This window comes from Limnohabitans sp. DCL3 (assembly GCF_048019295.1).
In the GTDB taxonomy this organism is placed as follows: Bacteria; Pseudomonadota; Gammaproteobacteria; order Burkholderiales; family Burkholderiaceae_C; genus Limnohabitans_A.
The window spans coordinates 2,545,216-2,568,706 of sequence record NZ_CP171842.1 but is presented as its reverse complement, the minus strand read 5'-3'; the positions used below and the strand labels follow the sequence as shown (position 1 = coordinate 2,568,706).

Sequence of the window (23,491 nt, the reverse complement as noted above, 5' to 3'; positions counted from 1 at the left end):
GCCACAAGTTCTGTCGAGCCATGGTCTTGCTTTTTTTCAGGAGTCTTTGATGTCTTCCAAAACTTCCTCTCTTTCCCGTCGCAGTCTGTTTTCAGGGGCTGCCACGGTGGGCGCTGTGGCTGCAGCCACCGCTGTTTTGCCCGGTGTCGTCCAGCAAGCTGCGCCCATGGCACCTGCTTTGCCCAAGCCCACACGCGGCGGTGGTTACACCCTGAGCGAACACGTTCAGCGGTATTACAAGACCACCCGCGTCTGAAACTGATTTCGATTTCATTCCTGTTCACCCCCAACTGGAGTCTTCCATGTTGTTGACCAAAAAACAAAATGGCACCGCCGGTGCCGTCTCCTCCCCCTTCATCCACAGTTTGCGCCGTGGTTTGTCGCAGGCCTTGCCCACACTCGACCGCCGCAGCTTTTTGCGCCGCTCGGGCCTGGGTGTGGGTGTGGGGCTTGCTGCCTCGCAACTGAGTTTGGTGCAAAAAGCCCAAGCGGCCACGGGGGCAGCCATCGTCGGTGCCGGCAAGGTCGAAGTCAAACGCACCATCTGCACCCACTGCTCAGTGGGTTGCGCGGTCGATGCCGTGGTGGAGAATGGCGTTTGGGTGCGCCAAGAAGCCGTCTTCGATTCGCCCATCAACTTGGGCGCGCATTGCGCCAAAGGCGCCGCACTGCGCGAGCACGGCCACGGCGAGTACCGCCTGCGCTACCCCATGAAGCTGGTCAACGGCAAATACGAGCGCATCAGCTGGGACGTGGCCCTCAATGAAATCAGCGCCAAGATGCTGGAGCTGAAAAAAGCCAGCGGCCCTGACAGCGTCTACTTCATCGGTTCGTCCAAGCACAACAACGAGCAGGCCTATTTGCTGCGCAAGTTCGTGAGCTTTTGGGGCACCAACAACTGTGACCATCAGGCCCGTATTTGCCACTCCACCACCGTGGCCGGTGTGGCCAACACCTGGGGTTATGGCGCCATGACCAACTCGTACAACGACATGCAAAACAGCAAGGTCGCTTTGTACATTGGCTCCAACGCCGCCGAAGCGCACCCTGTCTCGATGTTGCACATGCTGCATGCCAAGGAAAACGGCTGCAAGATGATCGTGGTGGACCCCCGTTTTACGCGCACAGCGGCCAAGGCCGATGAGTACGTGCGCATCCGCTCGGGCACCGATATCCCTTTCCTGTTTGGTGTGCTTTACCACATCTTCAAAAATGGCTGGGAGGACAAGAAGTACCTCAACGACCGTGTCTATGGCATGGAAGCGGTCAAGACCGAAGTGCTGGCCAAGTGGACACCCGACAAGGTGGAAGAGGCCTGCGGCGTCAAGGAAGACCAGGTTTTCAAGATCGCCAAGATGCTGCACGAGAACAACCCCGGCACCATCGTCTGGTGCATGGGCCAAACCCAGCACACCATCGGCAACGCCATTGTTCGGGCTTCGTGCATCTTGCAGTTGGCTTTGGGCAATGTGGGCAAGAGCGGCGGCGGCACCAACATTTTCCGCGGTCACGACAACGTGCAGGGCGCCACCGATGTTGGCCCCAACCCCGACTCATTGCCCGGTTACTACGGTTTGGCCGAAGGCTCATGGAAGCACTTTGCCAAGACTTGGGGCGTGGATTTCGAGTGGATCAAAAGCCAGTTTGCCTCGCCGGCCATGATGGGCAAAAACGGCATCACCGTGTCCCGCTGGATCGATGGTGTGCTCGAAAACAACGAGCTGATTGACCAAGACAGCAACTTGCGAGGCGTGTTCTATTGGGGTCATGCCCCCAACTCGCAAACCCGCGGCCTCGACATGAAGCGTGCCATGGACAAGCTGGACTTGTTGGTGGTGGTCGATCCGTACCCATCGGCCACAGCGGCCATGGCCGCCATGCCTGGCAAGGCCGAAGATTTGAACCCCAACCGCGCGGTGTACCTGCTGCCAGCGGCCACCCAGTTTGAAACCAGCGGTTCGTGCACGGCCTCCAACCGCTCTTTGCAGTGGCGCGAGAAGGTGATCGAGCCCTTGTGGGAGAGCCGCTCGGACCACATGATCATGCACCAGTTGGCTGAAAAATTGGGCTTTGCCAAAGAGCTGTCCAAAAACTACAAGATGCAAAAAGTCGGCGGCATGGACGAGCCTGTGCCCGAAGACATCCTGCGCGAAATCAACAAGTGCGTCTGGACCATTGGCTACACCGGCCAAAGCCCTGAGCGTTTGAAGGCGCACATGAAGAACATGAACGTGTTCGACGTGAAGACCTTGAAAGCCAAAGGCGGCAAAGACAAGGAAACCGGCTACGACTTCACTGGAGACTACTTCGGTCTGCCATGGCCTTGCTATGGCACCCCCGAACTCAAGCACCCTGGCTCGCCCAACCTGTACGACACCTCCAAGCACGTCATGGACGGTGGCGGTAACTTCCGTGCCAACTTTGGTGTGGAGCGTGAAGGCAAGAGCCTGTTGGCCGAAGACGGCTCCCACTCCATGGGTGCGGACATCACCACTGGTTACCCCGAACTGGACCACATTTTGCTCAAGAAACTGGGCTGGTGGGACGAGCTGAGCGAAGCCGAAAAAGCGGCGGCCGAGGGCAAAAACTGGAAGACCGATGCATCGGGCGGCATGATTCGCGTGTTCATGAAAGAACACGGTTGCCATCCTTTTGGCAATGCCAAAGCGCGCGCCGTCGTGTGGAACTTCCCGGACCCGATCCCGCAACACCGCGAGCCTTTGTACGGCACCCGTCCGGACATGATGGCCAAATACCCCACTCACGACGACAAGAAAGCCTTCTGGCGTCTGCCCACCCTGTACAAAACCGTGCAGGACAAGAACATCGCCGACAAGGCGCACGAGAAGTACCCGCTCATCCTGACCTCTGGCCGATTGGTCGAGTACGAGGGCGGCGGTGAAGAGACCCGTTCCAACCCGTGGTTGGCCGAGTTGCAGCAAGAAGCCTATGTGGAGATCAACCCCAAGACCGCGGCCGATCGTGGCATCCGCAACGGCGACCGTGTCTGGTTGTTGGGGGCCACGGGTGCGCGTTTGAACGTGCAGGCCATGGTGACCGAGCGCGTGGACACCGGTACTGTGTGGATGCCTTTCCACTTCTCAGGGCGTTGGCAAGGCGCCGACATGTTGGCGCACTACCCCAAAGGCGCAGCGCCCATCGTGCGCGGCGAGGCCGTCAACACGGCCACCACCTATGGTTATGACAGCGTCACCATGATGCAAGAGACCAAGACCACCATCTGCAACATCGAGAAGGCTTGAGGAGAACACGATGGCACGAATGAAATTCATCTGTGATGCAGAGCGCTGCATCGAATGCAATGGCTGCGTCACGGCTTGCAAGAACGAGCACGAAGTCCCTTGGGGCGTGAACCGCCGCCGTGTGGTCACCCTGAACGATGGCGTTCCCGGTGAAAAGTCGATCTCGGTGGCCTGCATGCACTGCTCGGACGCGCCTTGCATGGCTGTTTGCCCGGTCAATTGCTTCTACAAAACCGAAGAAGGCGTGGTGCTGCACGACAAGGACATTTGCATTGGCTGCGGCTACTGCTCTTATGCCTGCCCCTTTGGTGCACCCCAATTCCCGTCCAATGGCACTTTCGGCTTGCGCGGCAAGATGGACAAATGCACCTTCTGCGCCGGGGGCCCGGAAGAGCATGGCAGCCAGTCCGAATTTGAAAAATACGGCCGCAACCGTTTGGCCGAAGGCAAATTGCCCGCTTGCGCTGAAATGTGCTCGACCAAAGCCCTGCTCGCCGGCGACGGCGACGTCATCACCGACATCCTGCGTGGCCGCGTGATCAGCCGGGGCAAGGGCGCTGAAGTCTGGGGTTGGGGCACTGCTTACGGCAACCAAGCGCAACCCGCCAAACAAGGAGCCTGAACATGAAAGCAGCTTTCATCATTTGCAGCGCCGCCTTGTTGGTCGCCTGCGGTGAAAAACCGCAGGACGCGAAGGGCGTTCGGACCGACAAGCCCGCTTACAGCGGCACAGGCGTCGCCTCCTTCACTGACGCCGGCTGGAAAGCTGGCGACAAGGATGGTTGGGCCAACCACCTGAAGGCCCGCGCCACTTACGGCCAAAACGACCACGTCCGCGCACCTCAGTGAGCGCCAAGGAGAAGTTCATGCGCCGCATGCTATTGACTTTGGGTCTGGCCTTGGCCGCGTTGGGTGTTTCTGCCCAAACGCCAGCCCCGGCTGCACCTCCACCTGCGTCTGCGCCCGCTGCTCAGGCGGACACCGGCTTGGGCGTGAAAAGCGCCAACATCTTTCAACTGGCCCCCGGCGCCGATGCCGACCCCAAGTACAAAGACCAAACCAACGCCGAACGTGGCCAGGTTCAACCCGGCAACAACGCGCCCATGTGGCGTGCAGTGGGCCAGGGTCTCTCCGGTTACACCAGTTTGCCCAAAAGCCAAGCCCCCGAAGCGGGTAACCTGATCCAACCCTTTGTGCAGTACCCCGGGTCGCGTTTGGCCTCGGCGGGTGAAGCTTGGCGTCAGGTTCGCAACAACATCATCATCCCTTACGGGGCGGCTTTGTTGCTGATCGCCGTGGGGGCGATGGCGCTGTTTTATGTCAGCAAGGGCACGATGGAGTTGCATGGCCAAGAAACCGGCCGCAAGATTGAGCGTTTTACGCCTTTTGAGCGCTCGGCCCACTGGGCCAATGCCATCGCTTTTTGCGCTCTGGCCATCTCCGGCATCGTCATGGCTTATGGCAAGTTCTTTTTGCTGCCCCTCATCGGCAGCACCTTGTTTGGCTGGTTGACCTTCGCCTTGAAGAACCTCCACAACTTCGCAGGACCACTCTTTGCCGTGTCCTTGGTGATTGTGTTTGTCACCTTCTTGAAAGACAACTTGCCTTCCAAAGAAGATCTGGTCTGGTTGGCGAAAGGTGGCGGCTTGTTCTCTGGGACCGAAGTGCCTTCGCACCGCTTCAATGCCGGTGAAAAGGTGGTGTTCTGGGGCGGCGTGTTGTTCCTTGGCTTGATCGTGGTGGGTTCTGGCTTGGTGCTGGACATGCTCATCCCTGGATTGATCTACGAGCGCGGCACGATGCAAATCGCCGCCATGATCCACGGTGTGGCTGCTTTGTTCATGATGGCGATGTTCATCGGTCATATTTACATGGGCACGATCGGCATGCGCGGGGCCTACAAAGCGATGCGTGAGGGCTATGTGGATGAAACTTGGGCCAAAGAGCACCATGAACTTTGGTACAACGACGTCAAGTCCGGCAAAATCCCAGCGCAGCGCTCTGTGCCTGCATCGGATGCCCCTGCGACACCCGCTAAAACGGCTTCGGTTTGAGCCAGGAGAACACCATGAAAAAATACCTGCTTGTCATCTTTGCATTGGCGATCAGCTTTGGCGCCATGGCCAAATTACCCGCCTTGAGCGACGAGGCCAAAGCCAAAGCTGCAGAAGCTGCGGCCAAAGCGGCGCACGGCAACAAAGTGGCCGATTTTCAGTTGTGCAAGTCGCGCGATAAAGTGGCAACGCACTATTACAAAACCAATGGCAAGGGGAAAGCTGCACCCACGGCCACGCCCGCTTGCGTGGACCCAGGCGCCTACAAGCCTGCCGATACGGCAAGTGCTGCGCCCGCAGCCGCTCCAGCCGGCGCCAAACCAGCGGCAGCACCTGCCAAAAAAGGCTGATCCTTTTATCTGCGTCATTGCAAAATCCCCCGTCGGCAACGGCGGGGGATTTTTACGTTAGGCTCGAGCCATGTCTGTAGTTACGAACGACCCTGCGTCTGCGGCGGTCCTGTCCAAGCCCCACCTCACGCGTGCGCGTGCGCCCCTCACGCGCAGTGTGTCCGTTTGCAATGAGTTCGGTGAAATCTCTGACGCCCAAATTCCTGCGGAACGGGCGCTGACAATTTACCTGGATAAAAAGGAATTGGTGACCTTGATGACCTTGGGCGCTGAGCCCGAGTGGTTGGTGCTGGGTTTTTTGCGCAACCAGCGCCTCATTGACTCGGTGGCCCAGATCGAATCGATCACCGTGGACTGGACGATCGGTGAAGGCGAAGTGGGTGAGCCGGGTGTGGCCGCCGTCAAGACCCGCCCAGGGGCTGATGTGGTGCTCGAACGCAGCGCCGACCGCGTGGTCACCACCGGTTGTGGTCAGGGCAGCGTATTTGGTGATTTGATGGCCCACATCGACGAGATCCGATTGCCACATGCGCAGATCACACAAGGCCAGTTGTATGGCTTGGTCAACGCCATCCGCTTGCAAGAAACCACCTACAAATCATCGGGCTCGGTGCATGGCTGTGCGTTGTTTCTGGGCGAGCAGATGCTCATGTTTGTGGAAGACGTGGGCCGGCACAACGCGGTGGACACCATCGCCGGCTGGATGTGGATGAACGATGTGGACGGCCAAGACAAGGTGTTTTACACCACAGGCCGCTTGACCAGCGAGATGGTCATCAAATCCGCGCAAATGGGTGTACCCGTGGTGGTGTCGCGCAGCGGCATCACCCAAATGGGGCTCGATGTCGCCAAGCGCCTGGGCTTGTGCGCAATAGGCCGTGCCACCAACAAGCGTTTCTTGTGCTTCAGCGCCGCTGAGCGCTTGATTTGGCAAAACGATTTGGTCTGAGCTTTTTGCGCGGTCCCGAACACCGGCGCACCAACGAAGGCCATGTAGCCTTTTCTGCGTCTCCCCACCGCCATCAGAACCCCAAAAAATGCCTTGTGCACCGCCGTGAATGGCTTGTGCGGTAAGGTTGATGCATGAACAAACAAGGTTGGTTGCATGGTCTGCGGCTCGGCGGACGCAATTTGTGGCGTGATTTGCGGGCGGGCGAGTTGCGCCTGCTCATGTTGTCGGTGGCATTGGCGGTCGCGGCGCTCACCGCTGTGGGCTTTTTGGCCGACCGCATGCAGTCGGGTTTGTGGCGCGATGCGCGGCAGCTGCTGGGCGGTGATGCGGTGGTGGTCAGCGACCAAAGCACCCCGATGGCTTTTGTGCAGCAAGCCCAAGCCATGGGTTTGCAAACCAACACCAATGTGAGTTTCCCCACCATGGCCAGAGCCCTGCTGGAGCAGGGGGGAGCCAGCCGCTTGGTGGCCCTCAAGGCGGTCGAGTCGGGTTACCCCTTGCGTGGCCAATTGCTCGTCATGCCCGATGTGGGCCAGCCAGCCCTCATGGGTGTTGAGCGGGCCATTCCCACCTCCGGCGAAGTGTGGGTGGACCCCGCGCTCTTGGACAATTTGGGCCTGAAAACCGGGCAAATGCTGGGCTTGGGCGAGCGCAGTTTTCGCATTTCGGCCGTCATCGAGCGCGAACCCGACCGGGGTGCAGGTTTCATGACCTTTGCACCCCGCGTCATGATGAATGCGGTCGATTTGGCGTCGACCGGTTTGGTGCAACCGGCCAGTCGCGTGACGTGGCGCATGGCGGTGGCGGGCGATGCGGCCGCCGCCGAGCGTTTTGTGCAATGGGCCAAGCCCGAGCTCGAGCGTTCGCATGTGCGTGGTGTGCAGATCGAATCGCTCGACAGTGGCCGCCCCGAAATGCGCCAGACCCTGGACCGTGCTGCGCAGTTTTTGAATTTGGTGGCCTTGCTCGCTGCCTTGCTGTGTGCCGTGGCCGTGGCCTTGGCGGCCCGCAGCTTTGCCGAGAGGCAGCTCGATGCCTGCGCTTTGCTCAGGGTTTTGGGCCAAAGCCAGCGAACGCTCACCCTGAGTTATGGCGTGGAATTTTTGGGGGCAGGCTTGCTCGCCAGTGGTTTGGGCGTGTTGACAGGCTACGCCGTGCACCTGGGTTTTGTGCTGTTGCTTGCAGGATTGGTGGATGCGCAACTGCCCGCCGCCACCCTGCAACCGGCCTTCATGGGCATGGGCATGGGCCTGACCTTGTTGGTTGCCTTCGGCTTGCCGCCTGTGCTGCAGTTGGCCCAAGTGCCGCCTTTGCGCGTGATACGCCGTGATCTGGGCGGTCTGCAGCTGCGTTCGGGCCTGGTGCTGGCCATGGGCTTGGTGGGTTTTGCCCTGACACTGCTCATGGTCAGCCGCAACCTGACTTTGGGCTTGATCACTGTGGGTGGTTTTGCCGTGGCCTTGGTGTTCTTTGCTGCACTGGCGGGCGCGGCCCTGTGGTTGCTGCGCCGCGTGGTGCCAGACGAGCAGGCACCGCGCTGGTTGCGTCTGGCCACACGCCAAGTGGCGGCCCGCCCTGCATTTGCTGTGGTGCAAGTGAGTGCCTTGTCGGTGGGTCTGTTGGCCTTGGCCCTGCTGGTGCTGCTGCGCACCGATTTGATTGCGAGCTGGCGGCAAGCCACACCCGCCAACGCCCCCGATCGTTTTGTCATCAACGTGCAGCCCGAACAGGCCACGGACTTTCTGGCCAGCCTGAACAAAGCCGGGGTTCAATCGCCCGATTGGTTCCCCATGATCCGTGGTCGTTTGGTCGCCATCAACGGCCGTGAAGTGAGCCCTGGCGACTTTGAAGCTGACCGCGCCAAACGCCTGATCGACCGCGAAATCAACCTCTCCCATTCGGCCACCTTGCCCGCACACAACCCGCTCACGGCAGGCCGTTGGATTTCCGAAGAAGCCGATGGCGTGAGTGTGGAGCAAGGCATCGCCGACACTTTGGGCCTGAAACTGGGCGACCAACTGCGCTTTGACATTGCGGGCCAAACCCGCGAAGCACGGGTCACCAGTTTGCGCAAGGTCGATTGGACCTCCATGCGGGCCAACTTCTTCATGATGTTCCCCGTCTCGCAAATGCCCGACCTTCCCATGACCTACATGGCGGCATTCCGCTCACCACCGGGCCCTGAGGGTTTTGACAACGCGTTGGTGAACCAGTTCCCCAACATCACCAACGTGGACATGCGCAGCACCTTGGCCCAAGTCCAGCGCGTCATGGACCAGGTCATCCGGGCCGTGGAGTATTTGTTTGCCTTCACTCTGGCTGCGGGCCTGATGGTGTTGCTGGCCGCAGTGGGGGCCAGTCGCCAAGCGCGTGAGCGCGAATACGCCATCATGCGGGCGCTCGGTGCAGGGCGCGGCTTGCTGGCCCAAGTGCAACGCACCGAGTTGCTTGGCATAGGCTGGTTGGCGGGCTTCATGGCCAGCAGCATGGCCTTGGCCGTGGGCTGGGCACTGGCCCGGTTTGCCTTTGATTTTGCCTGGCACGCGCCGCTTTGGGCACCTTTGGCTGGCGGTGCCTTGGGCGCTTTGTTGGCGTGGGCCGCTGGCAGCCTGAGCCTGTCCGGTGTCCTCAGACAAGCCGTGATGCAAACACTGCGCCAAGCGACCGATTAATTTGCTCAACCTGTCCGCTTACACACCATGCAAATCGACGACAAACCCCCTTTTGATACCCCATTTGAGTGGATCGGTGGCGAGCCACGCGTCAAGGCATTGGCCGAGCGCTTTTATGACCTCATGGACATCGAGCCTGGTTACAAAGCCTTGCGAGCCGCGCACGGCAGCACTTTGCAAGACGCGCGCGACAAACTGTTTTGGTTCTTGTGCGGTTGGCTGGGCGGGCCAGAGCATTACACCGAACGCTTTGGCCATCCACGCCTGCGCATGCGCCACATGCCGTTCTCTATCGGTGTCCTCGAGCGTGACCAATGGCTCGCCTGCATGGACCAAGCCCTGCAGGAAACCCAGGTTGATCCGGCGTTGCGTGAACGCTTGAACGCCAGTTTCTTTAAAACCGCTGACTGGATGCGCAACCGTGGTGCATGACCGCACGGGCAGCAGCCGTCCCTTGGCGTGATGTTGTGAATCCTTGGCCTGTGCATCGCAAGCTGCCCATTTGTGGCAAAGTCGTGCTGTGAAAATCAACACCTTGCAAGACCTGAAACAGGTCAAAAAGAAATTGGCCGATGCGCACGAAAAAGCGCAAGCGGCTGAGGCGGCACGCACGGCAGCCGCCCGACTGAAAGAAGCCGAAGCCAATCTGTTCACCCGTGCCGTGGGCGTCGTCAAGCGCATGCCTGTGAACGACCAAGTCCGCATCAGCCTCCCTGCACCTGCCCCAGTGGCCACACAACGTCAAAAGGACGAAGAGGCTGTGTTGCGCGATGCGCTGAGTGATGGGTTTGATGTGAGTTCCTTGCTCGACACCGACGAGTCTTTGAGTTTTCGACGACCTGGCGTTGGGATTGATGTGACGCAAAAGCTGCGCAAAGGCGGTTGGTCCATCCAACGCGAGATCGATTTGCATGGCCTGCGCAGTGATGAGGCCCGCGTGGCACTGGCCGAATTCATTCGCATCGCACACCGCCAAGGTTTGCGCTGTCTGCGCGTGGTGCACGGCAAAGGACTCGGCTCGCCCGGCAAAACAGCGGTGCTCAAGCCCAAAGTCCACAGTTGGTTGATTCAAAAAAATCAGGTCCTGGCCTTCGTTCAAGCCAAAGCCACTGAGGGTGGCGCCGGCGCGCTGGTGGTGCTCCTCAAACCCGGAAATTGAAGAATTGGGGTCAGACCCTCATGGTTGTTCAGCCCGGTTTTTGCGCCTGCGGGCACTTTTCCTGAATCAACGCGCGTTGCCCATCAGCCTCCAGCCGCATCGCGCTCAAGCAACCTCCCCACACGCAACCGGTGTCCAGGGCCCACACGTTTGGGCGGATCAGCTGTCCCAAAGTGGACCAATGGCCAAAAGCCACCGTCACATCGGCAGTCATTCTTCCGGGCACTTCAAACCAAGGCATGAACCCCGCTGGTGCCGCATCGGCGCCTTCTTTGTTGGCGAATTCCATCACCCCGTCAGCCGAGCAAAAGCGCAAACGTGTCAGCGCATTCACGACCACCCGCAAACGGTCAACGCCTGACAAGGTATCGCACCAAGTCGCAGGCGCGTTGCCATACATCTGGTGCCAAAAATCGCTCACATCGGGTCCGCGCAAAACAGATTCCACTTCAGCGGCCAATGACAAAGTCTGCGCCACTGACCATGAGGGCAGCACCCCCGCATGCACCGCCAGCACGCCATGGCCCCAAATCGCCATGCGCTGATGGCGCAGCCAGTCCAACAGAGCAGGGCGGTCAGGGGCTTGCAAGATGCCGTTGAGCGTATCCCCTGGCTTGAGTCGACCAGCACCGGCTGCCACGGCCAGCAAATGCAAATCGTGGTTGCCCAGCACGCATTGCACAGCGTTGTCCATCGCCATCAAGCGCCTCAGCACCTGCGCTGACGCCGGACCCCGGTTCACCAAGTCGCCCAGCACCACCAGCGTGTCCCGACTGGCCGAGAAATCAACCTGCGCCAGCAAGCGTTCCAAGGGCCCATCGCAGCCCTGCACATCACCGATCCAATAAACAGCCATAAGCACCCCTTGTGACCCATTGTCCCAAATCCTTCACGGTGAGCACCCTGGCATGTGGGTCTTGTCAGAGTCCCAAGCCTGCCGAGCCCTTGTCACTCTTGGCACAATGGGGTGTATGGACTTTTTAATGATTGTTTTTCTCACCCTGCTCAACGGGGTGTTTGCCATGTCGGAGTTGGCGCTGGCGTCCAGCCGCAAGGCACGCTTGGCCGCCATGGATGAGGCGGGTGACAAAGGCGCCACTGCGGCCTTGAAATTGCTCGAAGAACCCACCCAATTTTTGTCGACCGTGCAAGTGGGCATCACCTCGATTGGTGTGCTCAACGGCATTGTGGGCGAGGCTGCTTTCAGTGGTGGTTTGGCGCTGAAACTCATGCAATGGGGGCTGACCGAACCGGTGGCTGCCATTTCTGCCACGGCCATCGTGGTGACGATCATCACCTTCACGACCATCATTTTTGGCGAGCTGGTGCCCAAGCGCATTGGCCAGCTTTATCCCGAGGCTGTCGCGCGCATCGTGGCCCGTCCCATGGCGGGTTTGGCCAAAGCGGCGGGCCCGTTCGTCAAATTGCTGTCCTTGTCCACCCAAGGCATGCTCAAACTCATGCGCATCGACAGCACCGGCAGCCGCGCCGTCACCGAAGAGGAAATCACCGCCAGCTTGGTCGAAGGGGTGGATGCAGGACTGATCGAAGAACATGAACACCAAATGGTGCGCAACGTGTTTCACCTGGACGACCGGGCGCTCACCTCCATGATGACGCCGCGCAACGACATCCAATGGCTCGAAGCCAGCCTGTCCCCCCAACAGGCCATGGACCGCATCAACCAGATGCGTGGCGAAGGCAACCACTCGTGGTATCCCGTTTGCCGAGAAGGGTTGGGCCACATCATCGGCGTCATCAGTTTGTCGCACTTGCTGGCCCTGCCCCAAAGTGATGCAGGTGATTTGGGAGACCATGCGCAAACTGCCCATTTCGTGCCCGAAACATTGACTGGCATGGAGTTGCTGGAGCAAATGCGCGACCAGTCCAGTCGCATGCTGTTTGTGGTGGATGAGTACGGCGAAGTTCAGGGTTTGCTCACGCCACTGGATTTGCTGGAGGCGATCACCGGCGAACTCAAGTCAGAGACCCAAACCGATGCGTGGGCCACAGAAAATGAAGACGGCAGTTGGGTGCTGGATGGGATCATGCCCGTCAACGAGCTCAAAGCCCGCCTGTGCATCAAAGAGCTGCCTGCCGAGGACAAAAACCGTTACAACACACTCGCCGGCTTGCTGATGTTTGCATTGGGGCAATTGCCCGCCAAAGGCCAAGTCATTGATCTGAACGACTGGCAGTTTCAAGTCATGGACCTCGAAGGTCGTCGCATCCACAAAGTCTTGGCCACACCTGTCCCAAACAAGCCACCAAACACATGATGTGACGCACGCACCGATTTGAATCGGATTGCCGAGTTAAATCAGGGTCTTGAATATCTGGAACAGAAACGATTTCAGCCTCAGTGTATTGGCACAAACCATGGATATTTAAAAAATCTGGTTGAAATTTTCGGAGCACCTGTATTGGAATGGGTTTCAAAAGAAGTGAAACGTATATTCAACACGGGATGTTTTGAATATGACTTGGTGTATATTCGGATCTCTTATTTTTAATTAGGACTCCACATGACTGTCAGCTACAAAGAATTACTGGCCCAACGCGAAGCCTTGGAGCAAGCCATTGCACAAGCGCGTAAAAATGAAATCTCCAATGCGGTCACGAAAGTGCGTGAACTGGTGGCCGAATATGGCCTGACTGCACAGGACGTTTTTCCTGGCCGTACCGCCAAGTCGGGTGCCACCAAAGCCGCCAGCAAGGTCGCTGCCAAATACCGCGATTCAGCCACAGGCCAAACTTGGACAGGCCGCGGTAAAGCCCCCAAATGGATTGAAGGCAAAGACCGCACCCCCTTCGTGATTGGTTAATGCGCTCACACAAGAATTGACCTTGTCGATTCATTTTCTTTGAAAAGAGTTAAACCGGGTGCTGCTGGTTTACTGCACCCTTGAATAGCCCTCTACCCCGCATCCGCGGGGTTTTTCATTTTTGTGCAATGGTCGGGTGTCATTTCAAGATGGCCTTCCAAACCCACCGGCGGTTTGCCATCACACCGTCGTGCTTGAGTCGCAGCCGTGAACACCCTGATATACATTCGTTCGCCGGACCGTCGAGTTGACGGGTGTAGCCGGTCGTTTCAAAACACGGCAAGCGCCTCTCGCACGGGGTCATTGTCGAGAGCAAACCTTTGAACTGGATGGACCACCGGACAGAAAAACAAAATCATCAAGCCAGACGAACGCCTGCAGTCCACCCGTCAACTTGAACAAGTCCGCAGCCAAACCCCCTTGCAAGTGTTACGCCAGTTCAAAGGGGGTCAGGCACAGGCCAGACCGATGTCTTTTGTTTTCACTTGCACATCCATTAAGATAGGCCAAGTTAATCGATGCCATCGATCAAACTCAGATACATAACGAATTTTTGGTGAGCGACTTGTCAGACCCCACAACCCCCAAACCGCTGCCGCAACACATTGCCATCATCATGGACGGCAACCGCCGCTGGGCCAAAAAACGTTTCATGCCTGCGGCATTGGGGCACGCAGCCGGGGCCAAAAGGGTACGGGACATCGTGCGCGCCTGTGCGCACAAAGGCGTACCGCACCTGAGCTTGTTCGCCTTCAGCACCGAAAACTGGCGCAGACCCGAAGAAGAAGTCTCTAGCCTCATGGGCTTGTTCATGACGTACTTGCAGCAAGAAGTCAATGACATGAATGCCAACGGTGTGCGTCTCAGACTTGTCGGTGACAGAAGCCGTTTTTCGACCGCCATGCAAGAGCTGATGCACCGCGCAGAAGCCCAAACGGCTGGCAACAGCCACATCACCCTCACCGTGTGCGCCAACTACGGTGGCCGCTGGGATATGGTTCAAGCCGCCCAAGCTTGGCAAAAAGCCAACCCTGGTCAAGACCTGCAATCCCTGACGGAGGAAGCTTTGGCCTCTCACCTCAGCACTGCCGACGCCCCCGAGGTGGACTTGCTCATTCGCACAGGTGGTGAGTCTCGCATCAGCAACTTCATGCTCTGGCAAGCGGCTTATGCCGAGATGTATTTCACCGATGACCTCTGGCCCGACTTCTCTGCTGAACGGCTTCAGCAGGCGATGGACTGGTATGTGCTGCGCGACCGGCGCTTTGGCTCATCTGCACCGCTTTAAGACAGCACCTCTGGGCAATCGGTTGTCGTAGCCCTCAGCGACGCCAATCGAACAGCGCTGTGCGCCAGCGCACAGACGCTCGCAGTGCATGTCATGAAAATCACCGATGGACGTCCTGAATGCCAGGCCATGCGCTGGCTTTGTGTGGGCGCGCAGTGTCAATGCGCCAGCGTCAGGCTGTGCGATGCACGCCATCTTCGCAAGCCGTCTATTTGGCAGGGCCTGACTGAGCCCCATGTGGGTCAGTGAAGATGGCCTTCATCGGCGCCTGATGTCTGAAAAATTTGCGACGATGACATTAAATATGAATAAAAAGTATTTAAAATTTACAAAGTAAAGTATTTTTTTGGGAATATTTTTCCGCATCTTTGTTCCTTCTGAATGGCCTTCGTTTTCTGAGCCCATGCCCATGCCCATGCCCATGCTCCTGTATCCCATCGACACCGCGCCCTCGAGTCAGCAGGGCGTGAGGCCAACTTTCAATGCCGTCTTGGCCTTGCTGGTGAGCGTCGCATTTTCGGTGGACACGCATGCGCAGACGGCCATGGGCGTCGGCGCAGAGACCACGCTAGGGGCAGCCCCCATGAGCTCAGGGGCGGGTCGCACCTCAGAGACCCGGACCCTTGGGCGGGATGCGGGTCCTGCAGCTCTTGCCCACGGCGTGGGTATGCCGGGTCAGTTGAGCAGCCCCGCCCTGCAGGCCCCTCAGACACAAGTGGGTGCGGGTGCCCAAGCCCAGAACATCCAAGCCAATCTTGGCACTTCGCCGCCCTTGTTGACCACCCAATTTCAACGTTTCGTGCAAGAGGCGACGGGCCAATCTTTGCCCCTGTACGGCTACAACTTGTTTGACCGCAGCCGCTTCCCCAGCCTCACAGATGTGCCGGTACCGGCCAATTATGTGGTCGGCCCTGGTGATGAAATTGACCTCAAAATCTGGGGTTCTGTCGAGGTGGCCATGCGCCTGCCCGTTGACCGCAATGGGCAAATCACCGTGCCCAAAGTGGGTCCGGTTAACGTGGCTGGCACCCTGTCCAGTGCGCTTGACGACCATCTCAACAAACAAGTCGGTCGGGTCTTTTCGAATTTTCAGCTCAGTGCGTCCATTGGCCGTTTGCGCTCTATGCAAATTTTTGTGGTGGGGCAAGCGCGCAATCCGGGCGCTTACACGGTGTCCAGTTTGTCCACCCTGATCAGCGCCTTGTTTGAGAGTGCAGGTCCATCGCCCAACGGCAGCATGCGCGCGATCCAACTGGTGCGGGGCGGCAAAACCGTCACCACACTCGATCTGTACACATTCATACATGCGGGGGAGACGGCGGGTGATGCGCGCTTGCTGCCCGGGGATGTCATTGTTGTGCCCCCGGCCGGCCCCCGCGTGGCGGTCGTTGGCGCCACAGACATGCCCGCCATTTTTGAGTTGGCCAAGGCGGAAGAAAGCATGGCCCAATTGCTGACCTACAGTGCGGGTTCCCAAGTCTTGACCTCGCCCCACAAAGCCTTGCTCGAGCGTGTGAACAAGCACGATCTCAAAACCCCTCGCGAGGTGCAAGAGCGGGTTCTCGATGCCCAAGGGCTTCAGACCAGTGTGCGCGACGGTGACGTGCTCACCCTGTTCAAGATCAGTGGCCAGTTTGCCAACGCGGTTACTTTGCGTGGCAACGTCGCATCGCCTCTGCGCTATTCGTTCAGGCCTGGCATGCGCGTGTCCGACTTGGTGCCCGAGGCCGACGCTTTGATCTTGCCTGACTACTACAGCCGGAAAAACAGCTCAGTCCAATACGAAGCTGGCAGCAAGGACAAAGCTTCAGACCCGGGAGCGTTAGGCGTCAAAGGCCCAGGCGAGAAAATTTCATGGAATAAATTTTCAGTCGACAAAGTGGCCGACGAGGTGAAAAATCGGCTGACTGAGATCAATTGGGATTACGCCGCCATTGAACGCCTCGATGCCAAAGCCGTTCAAACCACCTTGATCCCTTTCAATTTGGGCAAAGCCATCCGAGACAAAGACCCTGCCCACAACATGGCGTTATTGCCGGGCGACGTGGTCACCATCTTTGGAGTGGATGACATCCCTGTTCCACTGGAAAAGCGCAGCCAGTTCGTGCGTCTGGGCGGAGAAGTCAAGGCCCCTGGTATTTACCAAATCAGCCCGGGCGAGACACTGCCCCAGTTGGTGCAACGGACAGGGGGTTTGAGTCGCGATGCTTATTTGTATGGCACTGTCTTCAACCGTGAATCGACCAGGCTGCAACAACAGGAAAACCTCAACCTAGCCATCCGCCGCATGGAGGCCCAAGTGCAGGCCCATGCCCTGGCCACCGTGCAAAATGTCGTCGACAAAGACAATCTGGCCCATGCGCAAGCCCAGGCGGCAGCCCAGCGCCAAATGTTGGATCGCCTGCGCAACCTCAAAGCCAGCGGACGCATCGCACTCGAGATGGACCCCGAACGGCCCCAGCTGCCTGCACTGGCACTGCAAGACGGCGACAGCATCGCTGTGCCGAGCAAGTCGAGTTTTGTGGCCGTTTTTGGTGCGGTCATGGCTGAAAATGCGTTCATCCACCGCGCCAACAGCACCGTGGCTGACTACATCGACAAAGCCGGCCCTACCCGCGAAGCCGACTTGGATGCTGCTTTGATCATTCGTGGGGATGGCACCGTCTTGTCCAACCGCGCCCAGCGCAGCTGGTTTGGTCTTGGCCAATCCGACTTCATGGGCATGCGCATGCAAGCGGGCGACACCCTCTTCATTCCGGAAACCGTGGATCGCCGCACGCCATACACCCAATTCATCCAAAGTGCCAAAGACTGGACCGCCATCCTCTACCAATTTGGTATCGGCGCCGCGGCCCTCAAAACCCTGAAAAACTGAGCGTACCGCTGTCATCGGCGTCTTCCTGTGTCATCCCCGATATGTTCGTCACACCCACAACGTTGCTCCCGAACCCAGCCCTTCCCCATCCATGACCGATACCCTGCCAACTTTCGCCGAGACAGAAGACGAAATCAGTCTGCTGGACCTGCTCCAAGTCATCGTTGACAACCTGCGCCTGCTTGTCCTGGGACCCCTGGTTGCAGGGTTGCTGGCGCTGGGCATTGGTGTTGCCATGGTCCCCACCTTCACCGCTGCCGTCAAGTTCTTACCCCCCCAGCAACAACAAACTGCCGCTGCCAGCATGCTCGCCAATCTGGGTGGCTTGGGCGGGCTGGCTGGGGCAGCTGGCCTCAAAAACCCGGCGGACCAATACCTGGCCTTCATCAAAAGCAACAGCGTTCAAGACACCCTGATCGAACGCTTCAAACTGCAAGACCGCTACGACACACAGTTCAAAGTGGACGCCCGCCTGGTGTTGACCGGCAGCACCCGCGCAACCAGTGGCAAAGACGGCCTCATCACCATTGAGGTGGATGACAAAGACCCTCAATTTGCCGCTGACCTGGCCAACGCGCATGTGGAAGAATTGCAAAAACTTTTGGGTAAATTGGCGGTGACCGAAGCCCAGCAGCGCCGGGCCTTTTTTGAAAAACAGCTCCTCCAAGTCAAAGACAAAATGGTCGCTGCAGAACTGGCCCTGCGGGCCACAGGGGTGAGCGGCAGCGTGCTCAAATCCAACCCCGCATCGGCCGTGGCGGTGGTGGCTGCACTGCAAGCCCAAATGACTGCGCAAGAAGTCAAGGTGGGGGCCATGCGCGGGTACCTCGCCGAAACGGCCCCCGACTTCAAGCAAGCCATGGCCGAGCTGGCCAACCTGCGGGCCCAACTGGCCAAACAATCGCAGAACACCCCCAAGGTGCAGGGCGATGCGCAGGGCGACTATGTCGTCAAATACCGTGAATTCAAGTACCATGAGACCCTGTTTGAACTCTTCGCCAAGCAGTTTGAGTTGGCCAAGGTTGACGAGTCGCGTGAAGGCGCCGTGATCCAGGTGCTGGACGCAGCCCAGCCGCCCGAGAAGAAATCCAAACCCAAAAAAGCCCTCATCGCGACCATTGTCACGCTGGCGACAGCATTTGCGCTCTTGCTTTTCGTCTTCATTCGCCAAGCCGTGCGTCATGCAGGCCAAGACCCAGCGTCGGCACCCAAGCTGCACACCCTCAAAAGCAGCTGGCGCAAAGCGCTGGGCCAACCCAATTCGAATTGACACCTCAGATCAGGTGTTTGGCCCTGGCAGCCAATGGCTGTGAAGGACCTGTGCAGCTGTGACAAACCAACAGGGCGATCGCCTCAGGGCCGCATTGAATTGGGGGGTGGCGCCAACACAGCTTGTCCTCCACGCCAATCGGGTGCATTGCCATTTTTGCTTGCTGAAAAGGCGGTATGTTCATTTTGTCCAAGTTGATGTCAGCCATCACCCAGCCCGTTTTTTGGCTGGCCTTGTGGTGGGGTGCGGCGCTGTGTTTGCTCAGTGGGTCTGCACGCTGGATGCGGCCTGCGCTGCGCATGTTGTGGGCCGGATGGGTGGTGCTGGGGTTGTTGGGCTTCGAAGCTTTGCCCCAGGCGCTGCTGCGACCGCTGGAAAACCGCTACCCGGTTCCTACCCTGGCGTCATTGCAGCGCCATGTGGGGGTGATCGTGCTGGGCGGAGCAATACAGCACCCCGGCAGTTACCAAGCGCATGCGCAAGTGCCTTTGGGCGAGGCGGCCGAGCGCATGACGCTGCCGGTCGGGTTGATGCGTCAGCAACCGCAGTGGCATTTGGTGTTTTTGGGCGGTGAGGGGCGTTTGTTGCCCACAGGCGTGAGTGAGGCCGAATTGGCGAGAACGTTTTACGAGGCGCAGGGTCTGGACAGCGGCCGCATGACACTGGAAGGCGGCTCGCGCACCACCCGAGAAAATGCCCGGCAACTGGCCGCTTTGATGGGCGCGCGTTGCCAAGAACCGTGGCTGCTGGTGACTTCGGCTTGGCACATGCCCCGTGCGGTGCCGGAGTTTGAGGCGGTGGGTTGTCGGGTCACGCCTTATCCGGTGGATTTCAGAACCGGCAACCATACCCCATGGACCGAGTATTCGTTGGCACGCAGTTTGGCGTTGTGGCAGACCGCTTTGCACGAATGGTTGGGTGGGTGGGTGTACGGGGTGACGCGCTGATGACGCATCAGCGGGTCAGTGAATGGCTTTTACAATGCCTGCAGGGCCCTCTTTTGGGGTTCACACACAGCGCGAGAAACGCATGACAAATCGCAAAGGCATCATCCTGGCCGGTGGCTCGGGCACCCGGCTCTACCCCGTGACGCAGGCGGTCAGCAAACAGTTGATGCCCGTCTACGACAAGCCGATGGTGTATTACCCACTGAGCACGCTGATGTTGGCCGGCATTCGCGATGTGCTGCTGATCAGCACGCCGCAAGACACGCCTCGGTTCACCGAGTTGCTGGGTGACGGCAGCCAGTGGGGCATGAACATCCAATACGCGGTGCAGCCCAGCCCCGATGGCTTGGCGCAGGCGTTCATCATTGGCAAGGATTTCGTGGGCCATGACCCCAGTGCGTTGGTACTGGGTGACAACATTTATTACGGGCATGACCTCGTCAAGCTGTTGGCCAATGCGAACGACCGCACGAGCGGTGCGACCGTGTTCGCCTACCATGTGCTCGACCCAGAGCGCTACGGTGTGGTGGAGTTTGATGGCGCGTTCAAAGCGCTGAGCATTGAAGAAAAGCCCCGCGTCCCCAAGAGCAACTATGCCGTGACGGGTCTGTATTTTTACGACAACCAAGTGTGCGAGTTGGCGTCCGACATCCGGCCGTCGCACCGTGGCGAGTTGGAGATCACCGATCTGAACAAGCGCTATCTCGAGATGGGGCAGCTCAATGTCGAGATCATGGGCCGGGGCTATGCTTGGCTTGACACCGGCACGCACGACAGTTTGCTGGAGGCGGCGGGCTTCATCGCCACGCTGCAAAAGCGCCAAGGTTTGATGGTGGCCTGCCCCGAGGAGATCGCTTTTGCCCAAAAATGGATCCATGCTGCCGACGTGCAAAAACTGGCAGCGCCTTTGGCCAAGAATGGTTATGGGCAGTACTTGCTGAACTTGATCCAATAATCGGGGCCAGATCCCCACTCCACATGCCTTTCACCACCACCCCTACCGCCATCGCCGATGTACTGATTCTGGAGCCCCGAGTTTTTGGGGATGCACGGGGCTTTTTTTATGAGAGCTTCAATGCCCGCGATTTTGCGCAAGCCACGGGTTTGGCGGTGAGCTTTGTCCAGGACAACCACAGCAAGTCGTCCCGAGGTGTGTTGCGGGGCTTGCATTACCAAATTCAGCACCCGCAGGGCAAACTGGTGCGGGTGGTGCAGGGCGAGGTCTTTGATGTGGTGGTGGATTTGCGCCGAGGCTCAGGCACGTTTGGCCAATGGGTCGGCGTTCATCTGAGCGCTGAAAACCACCGCCAGTTGTGGGTACCCCCGGGTTTGGCGCATGGCTTTGTGGTGCTGAGCGAGTGTGCAGAGTTTTTGTACAAGACGACCGATTATTGGTACCCGGAGCACGAGCGCAGTTTGCTTTGGAACGACCCGGCGGTGGGCATTGATTGGCCGATTGACTTTGCGCCGCTGTTGGCGGCCAAAGACCAGGCGGGCAAGTTGCTGCGCGATGCCGATTGGTTTGAAGGCGAGCACCCCGCATGAAGGTTCATCGGGGTTCTTTCTTAGGGGCGGATCCTCATTCCTGACCGCCATTTTTTCGGGCCTTGGCCGACTGGGCATTCAAGCGCCAAAGCAACACCTTCCACAAAAAAATGGCCCTGGCGGCCAGGCGTCGTCAAGCCGATTGAGGGATCACCTTGATCTTGCCCGCAGCAGCGCGCGCACGCTGCAAGGCGTCGGGGCCCTGGGCCAGCGCCACAGCCATGCGGCGGTAAGGGCGGGTGGTGGGTTTGCCAAAAATGCGCACGTCCACGCCAGACTCGCTCAGCGCCGCTTCCACGCCCGTGAAGGTCGGGTTTTGTCCGTCTTTGTCGGCCAGCACCACGGCGCTGGCGCCTTCCACGCAGTCGATGCGGGGAATCGGGAGGCCCAAAATGGCGCGGGCGTGCAGGTCAAATTCGCTCAGGTTCTGACTGGTCAGGGTGACCATGCCGGTGTCGTGGGGGCGGGGGCTCAGCTCGCTGAAGATGACTTCGTCTTGGGTCACGAAAAACTCCACGCCAAACAGACCTGCACCGCCCAAGTCGGTGGTGACTTTGTTGGCCATGTCCTGCGCGGCTTGGATTTGCGCGGGCGTCATGTCTTGGGGTTGCCAGCTGTATTGGTAGTCGCCGCGCTCTTGCACGTGACCAATGGGCGGGCAGAACAAGGTGGGGCCGTGGCGCTGGCGCACGGTCAGCAAGGTGATTTCAAAATCAAAGTGGATGAATTCTTCGACGATGACTTTTTGGCGGTCGCCACGCATGCCTGTGCAGGCGTAGTCCCAGCTGGCTTGCACGTCGGCGGCCGTCTTGGCCACACTTTGACCCTTGCCCGATGAGCTCATGACCGGTTTGATGACGACCGGAAAACCGATGTCGGTGGCACGGGCCAACAACTCGGTGGCCGAGTCGGCGTAGCTGAACTTCGCTGTGCGCACACCCAGGCCCACGGCCACGTCGCGGATGCGGTCGCGGTTCATGGTCAGGTTGGCGGCGCGTGCGCTGGGGATCACCTCAAAGCCTTGCTTTTCGACGTCCAGCAGCACTTCGGTGCGGATGGCTTCGATCTCGGGCACGATCAGGTCGGGCTGGTGTTTTGCAATGGCGGCACGCAGTGCCACTTCGTCGAGCATGCTGAACACTTCAGACTCATCGGCCACTTGCATGGCGGGCGCCCCGGCATAGCTGTCGCAGGCAATGACGTGGCAGCCCAAGCGCTTGGCGCTGATGACGAATTCTTTGCCCAGTTCACCTGAGCCGAGGAGCAGGATTTTTTTCATCGTCCCACCTTTTCAAAGTCCGCAGCGATGCGTTTCATTTGCGCCACCGTCAACCGGTTGCCATGCTGGCTGACAACAGCCGCAGCCGTGCAGTTGGCCAGTGCTGCCGCATGATCGGCCGATTGGCCATGGGCGATGCCGTACAAAAAAGTGCCTGCAAACATGTCACCTGCGCCGTTGGTATCGAGTGCCTGGGTGGGCACGGCGGGCACGTCGGTGCGCTGGCCGCCTTGGACCACGATGCAGCCTTGGGGGCCCCGCGTCAGGCAGACGGTTTTGGCCAGAGATGACAACTGGCCGATGATGGCGTCCAGATCGGAGGTACCGCACCAGGTTTGTGCTTCTTCTTCGTTGGCAAACAAATAGTCGAGGCCATCGCCGATCATCGCCTCCAGGCCTGGGCGGCAGAAGTTGATCATGCTCACGTCGCTGAGCGTCAGTGCAGTTTGCACTTGGTGGGCGATGGCGATCTGGCGGCCTTGGACAGCGGCTTGGAGACCTGTGGGCGAGGCGGCCAGGTAGCCTTCCATGTAATAAATTTGTGACTTGGCGATGTCTTGCGGGTGCAGGGCGCTGTCGTCGAGTTCCGAGGTGGCACCTAAAAATGTGCACATGCTGCGCTCCGCATCAGGGGTCACGAGCACCATGCAGCTGCCAGTTTGCCCTGCGCGGGCTTGGGTGTGCGTCAAGTTGGTGGCCACGCCATTAGCTTGCAGGTCTTGGCTGTAATAGGCCCCCAGTTCGTCGTCCGCCACGCGGCACGAATAAAACGCTTTGCCGCCCAATTGGGCCAAGGCCACCACTGTGTTGCCTGCCGATCCACCACCTGTGCGACGGGCGTGCAAGCCTTGCACGTGGGTGAGCAGTTCGGCACGTTGCGTTGTGTCGATCAGGGTCATGTGGCCCTTGCTCACGCCCATGGCGCTGAGCAGATGATCAGAAACTTCGTATTCGGTATCGACCAAGGCGTTGCCGATGGCATAGAGGTGGTAGTGGGACATGGCCGGGCTGG

At 59.0% G+C, this 23,491-nt stretch carries 21 protein-coding genes; 18 read left to right on the top strand and 3 right to left on the bottom strand.

The features are described from left to right. The first annotated feature begins 49 nt into the window (after nt 1-49). The 10 genes from ACHEXK_RS11395 (at nt 50) to ACHEXK_RS11350 (ending at nt 10,450) form a co-directional block, all read left to right on the top strand. Entirely contained in the window at nt 50-256 is a 207-nt protein-coding gene (locus tag ACHEXK_RS11395; protein ID WP_416546255.1) for a formate dehydrogenase, read from the top strand. Between the two features lie 46 nt (nt 257-302). Next, on the top strand, nt 303-3,263 hold the full coding sequence (locus tag ACHEXK_RS11390) for a formate dehydrogenase subunit alpha (RefSeq protein ID WP_416546253.1): 2,961 nt from the start codon (nt 303-305) through the stop codon (nt 3,261-3,263). A gap of 10 nt (nt 3,264-3,273) precedes the next feature. Further along, nucleotides 3,274-3,885, top strand: a complete 612-nt coding sequence (fdh3B, locus tag ACHEXK_RS11385) for a formate dehydrogenase FDH3 subunit beta (RefSeq protein ID WP_322993451.1) — start codon at nt 3,274-3,276, stop codon at nt 3,883-3,885. Between the two features lie 2 nt (nt 3,886-3,887). Continuing rightward, nucleotides 3,888-4,112 (top strand): hypothetical protein, encoded by a 225-nt coding sequence (locus ACHEXK_RS11380; RefSeq protein WP_416546251.1) that lies wholly within the window; start codon nt 3,888-3,890, stop codon nt 4,110-4,112. Between the two features lie 17 nt (nt 4,113-4,129). Then, nucleotides 4,130-5,317 (top strand): formate dehydrogenase subunit gamma, encoded by a 1,188-nt coding sequence (locus ACHEXK_RS11375; protein WP_416546249.1) that lies wholly within the window; start codon nt 4,130-4,132, stop codon nt 5,315-5,317. A 14-nt stretch (nt 5,318-5,331) separates the two neighbouring features. Then, entirely contained in the window at nt 5,332-5,667 is a 336-nt protein-coding gene (locus ACHEXK_RS11370; protein ID WP_416546247.1) for a hypothetical protein, read from the top strand. 70 nt (nt 5,668-5,737) lie between these two features. Beyond that, complete coding sequence (locus tag ACHEXK_RS11365) at nt 5,738-6,616, top strand: formate dehydrogenase accessory sulfurtransferase FdhD (RefSeq protein ID WP_416546245.1); 879 nt, start codon at nt 5,738-5,740, stop codon at nt 6,614-6,616. Nucleotides 6,617-6,750: 134 nt separating this feature from the next. Next, complete coding sequence (locus ACHEXK_RS11360) at nt 6,751-9,291, top strand: ABC transporter permease (RefSeq protein ID WP_416546243.1); 2,541 nt, start codon at nt 6,751-6,753, stop codon at nt 9,289-9,291. Between the two features lie 27 nt (nt 9,292-9,318). Beyond that, the gene (locus tag ACHEXK_RS11355; RefSeq protein ID WP_416546241.1) at nt 9,319-9,723 is read left to right on the top strand and encodes a group II truncated hemoglobin; all 405 of its coding nucleotides are present in this window, start codon (nt 9,319-9,321) and stop codon (nt 9,721-9,723) included. A gap of 88 nt (nt 9,724-9,811) precedes the next feature. Further along, on the top strand, nt 9,812-10,450 hold the full coding sequence (locus tag ACHEXK_RS11350; protein ID WP_416546239.1) for a Smr/MutS family protein: 639 nt from the start codon (nt 9,812-9,814) through the stop codon (nt 10,448-10,450). Nucleotides 10,451-10,478: 28 nt separating this feature from the next. On the opposite strand, the gene ACHEXK_RS11345 is transcribed toward ACHEXK_RS11350, so the two are convergent. Further along, nucleotides 10,479-11,306, bottom strand: a complete 828-nt coding sequence (locus ACHEXK_RS11345) for a symmetrical bis(5'-nucleosyl)-tetraphosphatase (protein ID WP_416546237.1) — start codon at nt 11,304-11,306, stop codon at nt 10,479-10,481. A gap of 115 nt (nt 11,307-11,421) precedes the next feature. Here ACHEXK_RS11345 and ACHEXK_RS11340 point away from each other — a divergent pair, with 115 nt between their 5' ends. From ACHEXK_RS11340 to rfbC, 8 genes are all read left to right on the top strand, one after another. Beyond that, on the top strand, nt 11,422-12,729 hold the full coding sequence (locus tag ACHEXK_RS11340) for a hemolysin family protein (RefSeq protein WP_416546235.1): 1,308 nt from the start codon (nt 11,422-11,424) through the stop codon (nt 12,727-12,729). 246 nt (nt 12,730-12,975) lie between these two features. Further along, nucleotides 12,976-13,275, top strand: coding sequence for an H-NS histone family protein (locus tag ACHEXK_RS11335; protein ID WP_416546233.1), 300 nt, complete (start codon nt 12,976-12,978; stop codon nt 13,273-13,275). A gap of 556 nt (nt 13,276-13,831) precedes the next feature. Further along, a complete protein-coding gene (gene uppS, locus ACHEXK_RS11330; protein ID WP_416546231.1) occupies nt 13,832-14,563 on the top strand; it encodes a polyprenyl diphosphate synthase in 732 nt (243 codons plus the stop codon). Nucleotides 14,564-14,972: 409 nt separating this feature from the next. Further along, nucleotides 14,973-17,438, top strand: a complete 2,466-nt coding sequence (locus tag ACHEXK_RS11325) for an SLBB domain-containing protein (protein ID WP_416546229.1) — start codon at nt 14,973-14,975, stop codon at nt 17,436-17,438. Nucleotides 17,439-17,529: 91 nt separating this feature from the next. Then, the gene (locus tag ACHEXK_RS11320; protein ID WP_416546227.1) at nt 17,530-18,708 is read left to right on the top strand and encodes a Wzz/FepE/Etk N-terminal domain-containing protein; all 1,179 of its coding nucleotides are present in this window, start codon (nt 17,530-17,532) and stop codon (nt 18,706-18,708) included. A 176-nt stretch (nt 18,709-18,884) separates the two neighbouring features. Beyond that, nucleotides 18,885-19,655, top strand: coding sequence for a YdcF family protein (locus tag ACHEXK_RS11315; protein ID WP_416546225.1), 771 nt, complete (start codon nt 18,885-18,887; stop codon nt 19,653-19,655). 82 nt (nt 19,656-19,737) lie between these two features. Beyond that, on the top strand, nt 19,738-20,610 hold the full coding sequence (gene rfbA / locus ACHEXK_RS11310) for a glucose-1-phosphate thymidylyltransferase RfbA (RefSeq protein ID WP_416546223.1): 873 nt from the start codon (nt 19,738-19,740) through the stop codon (nt 20,608-20,610). A 23-nt stretch (nt 20,611-20,633) separates the two neighbouring features. Then, nucleotides 20,634-21,200, top strand: coding sequence for a dTDP-4-dehydrorhamnose 3,5-epimerase (gene rfbC, locus ACHEXK_RS11305; protein WP_416546221.1), 567 nt, complete (start codon nt 20,634-20,636; stop codon nt 21,198-21,200). 133 nt (nt 21,201-21,333) lie between these two features. On the opposite strand, the gene purT is transcribed toward rfbC, so the two are convergent. Then, the gene (gene purT / locus ACHEXK_RS11300) at nt 21,334-22,479 is read right to left on the bottom strand and encodes a formate-dependent phosphoribosylglycinamide formyltransferase (RefSeq protein ID WP_416546219.1); all 1,146 of its coding nucleotides are present in this window, start codon (nt 22,477-22,479) and stop codon (nt 21,334-21,336) included. Next, nucleotides 22,476-23,480, bottom strand: coding sequence for an adenosine kinase (locus tag ACHEXK_RS11295; RefSeq protein ID WP_416546217.1), 1,005 nt, complete (start codon nt 23,478-23,480; stop codon nt 22,476-22,478). The genes purT and ACHEXK_RS11295 overlap by 4 nt, the downstream gene beginning before the upstream one ends. Nucleotides 23,481-23,491: the final 11 nt, after the last annotated feature.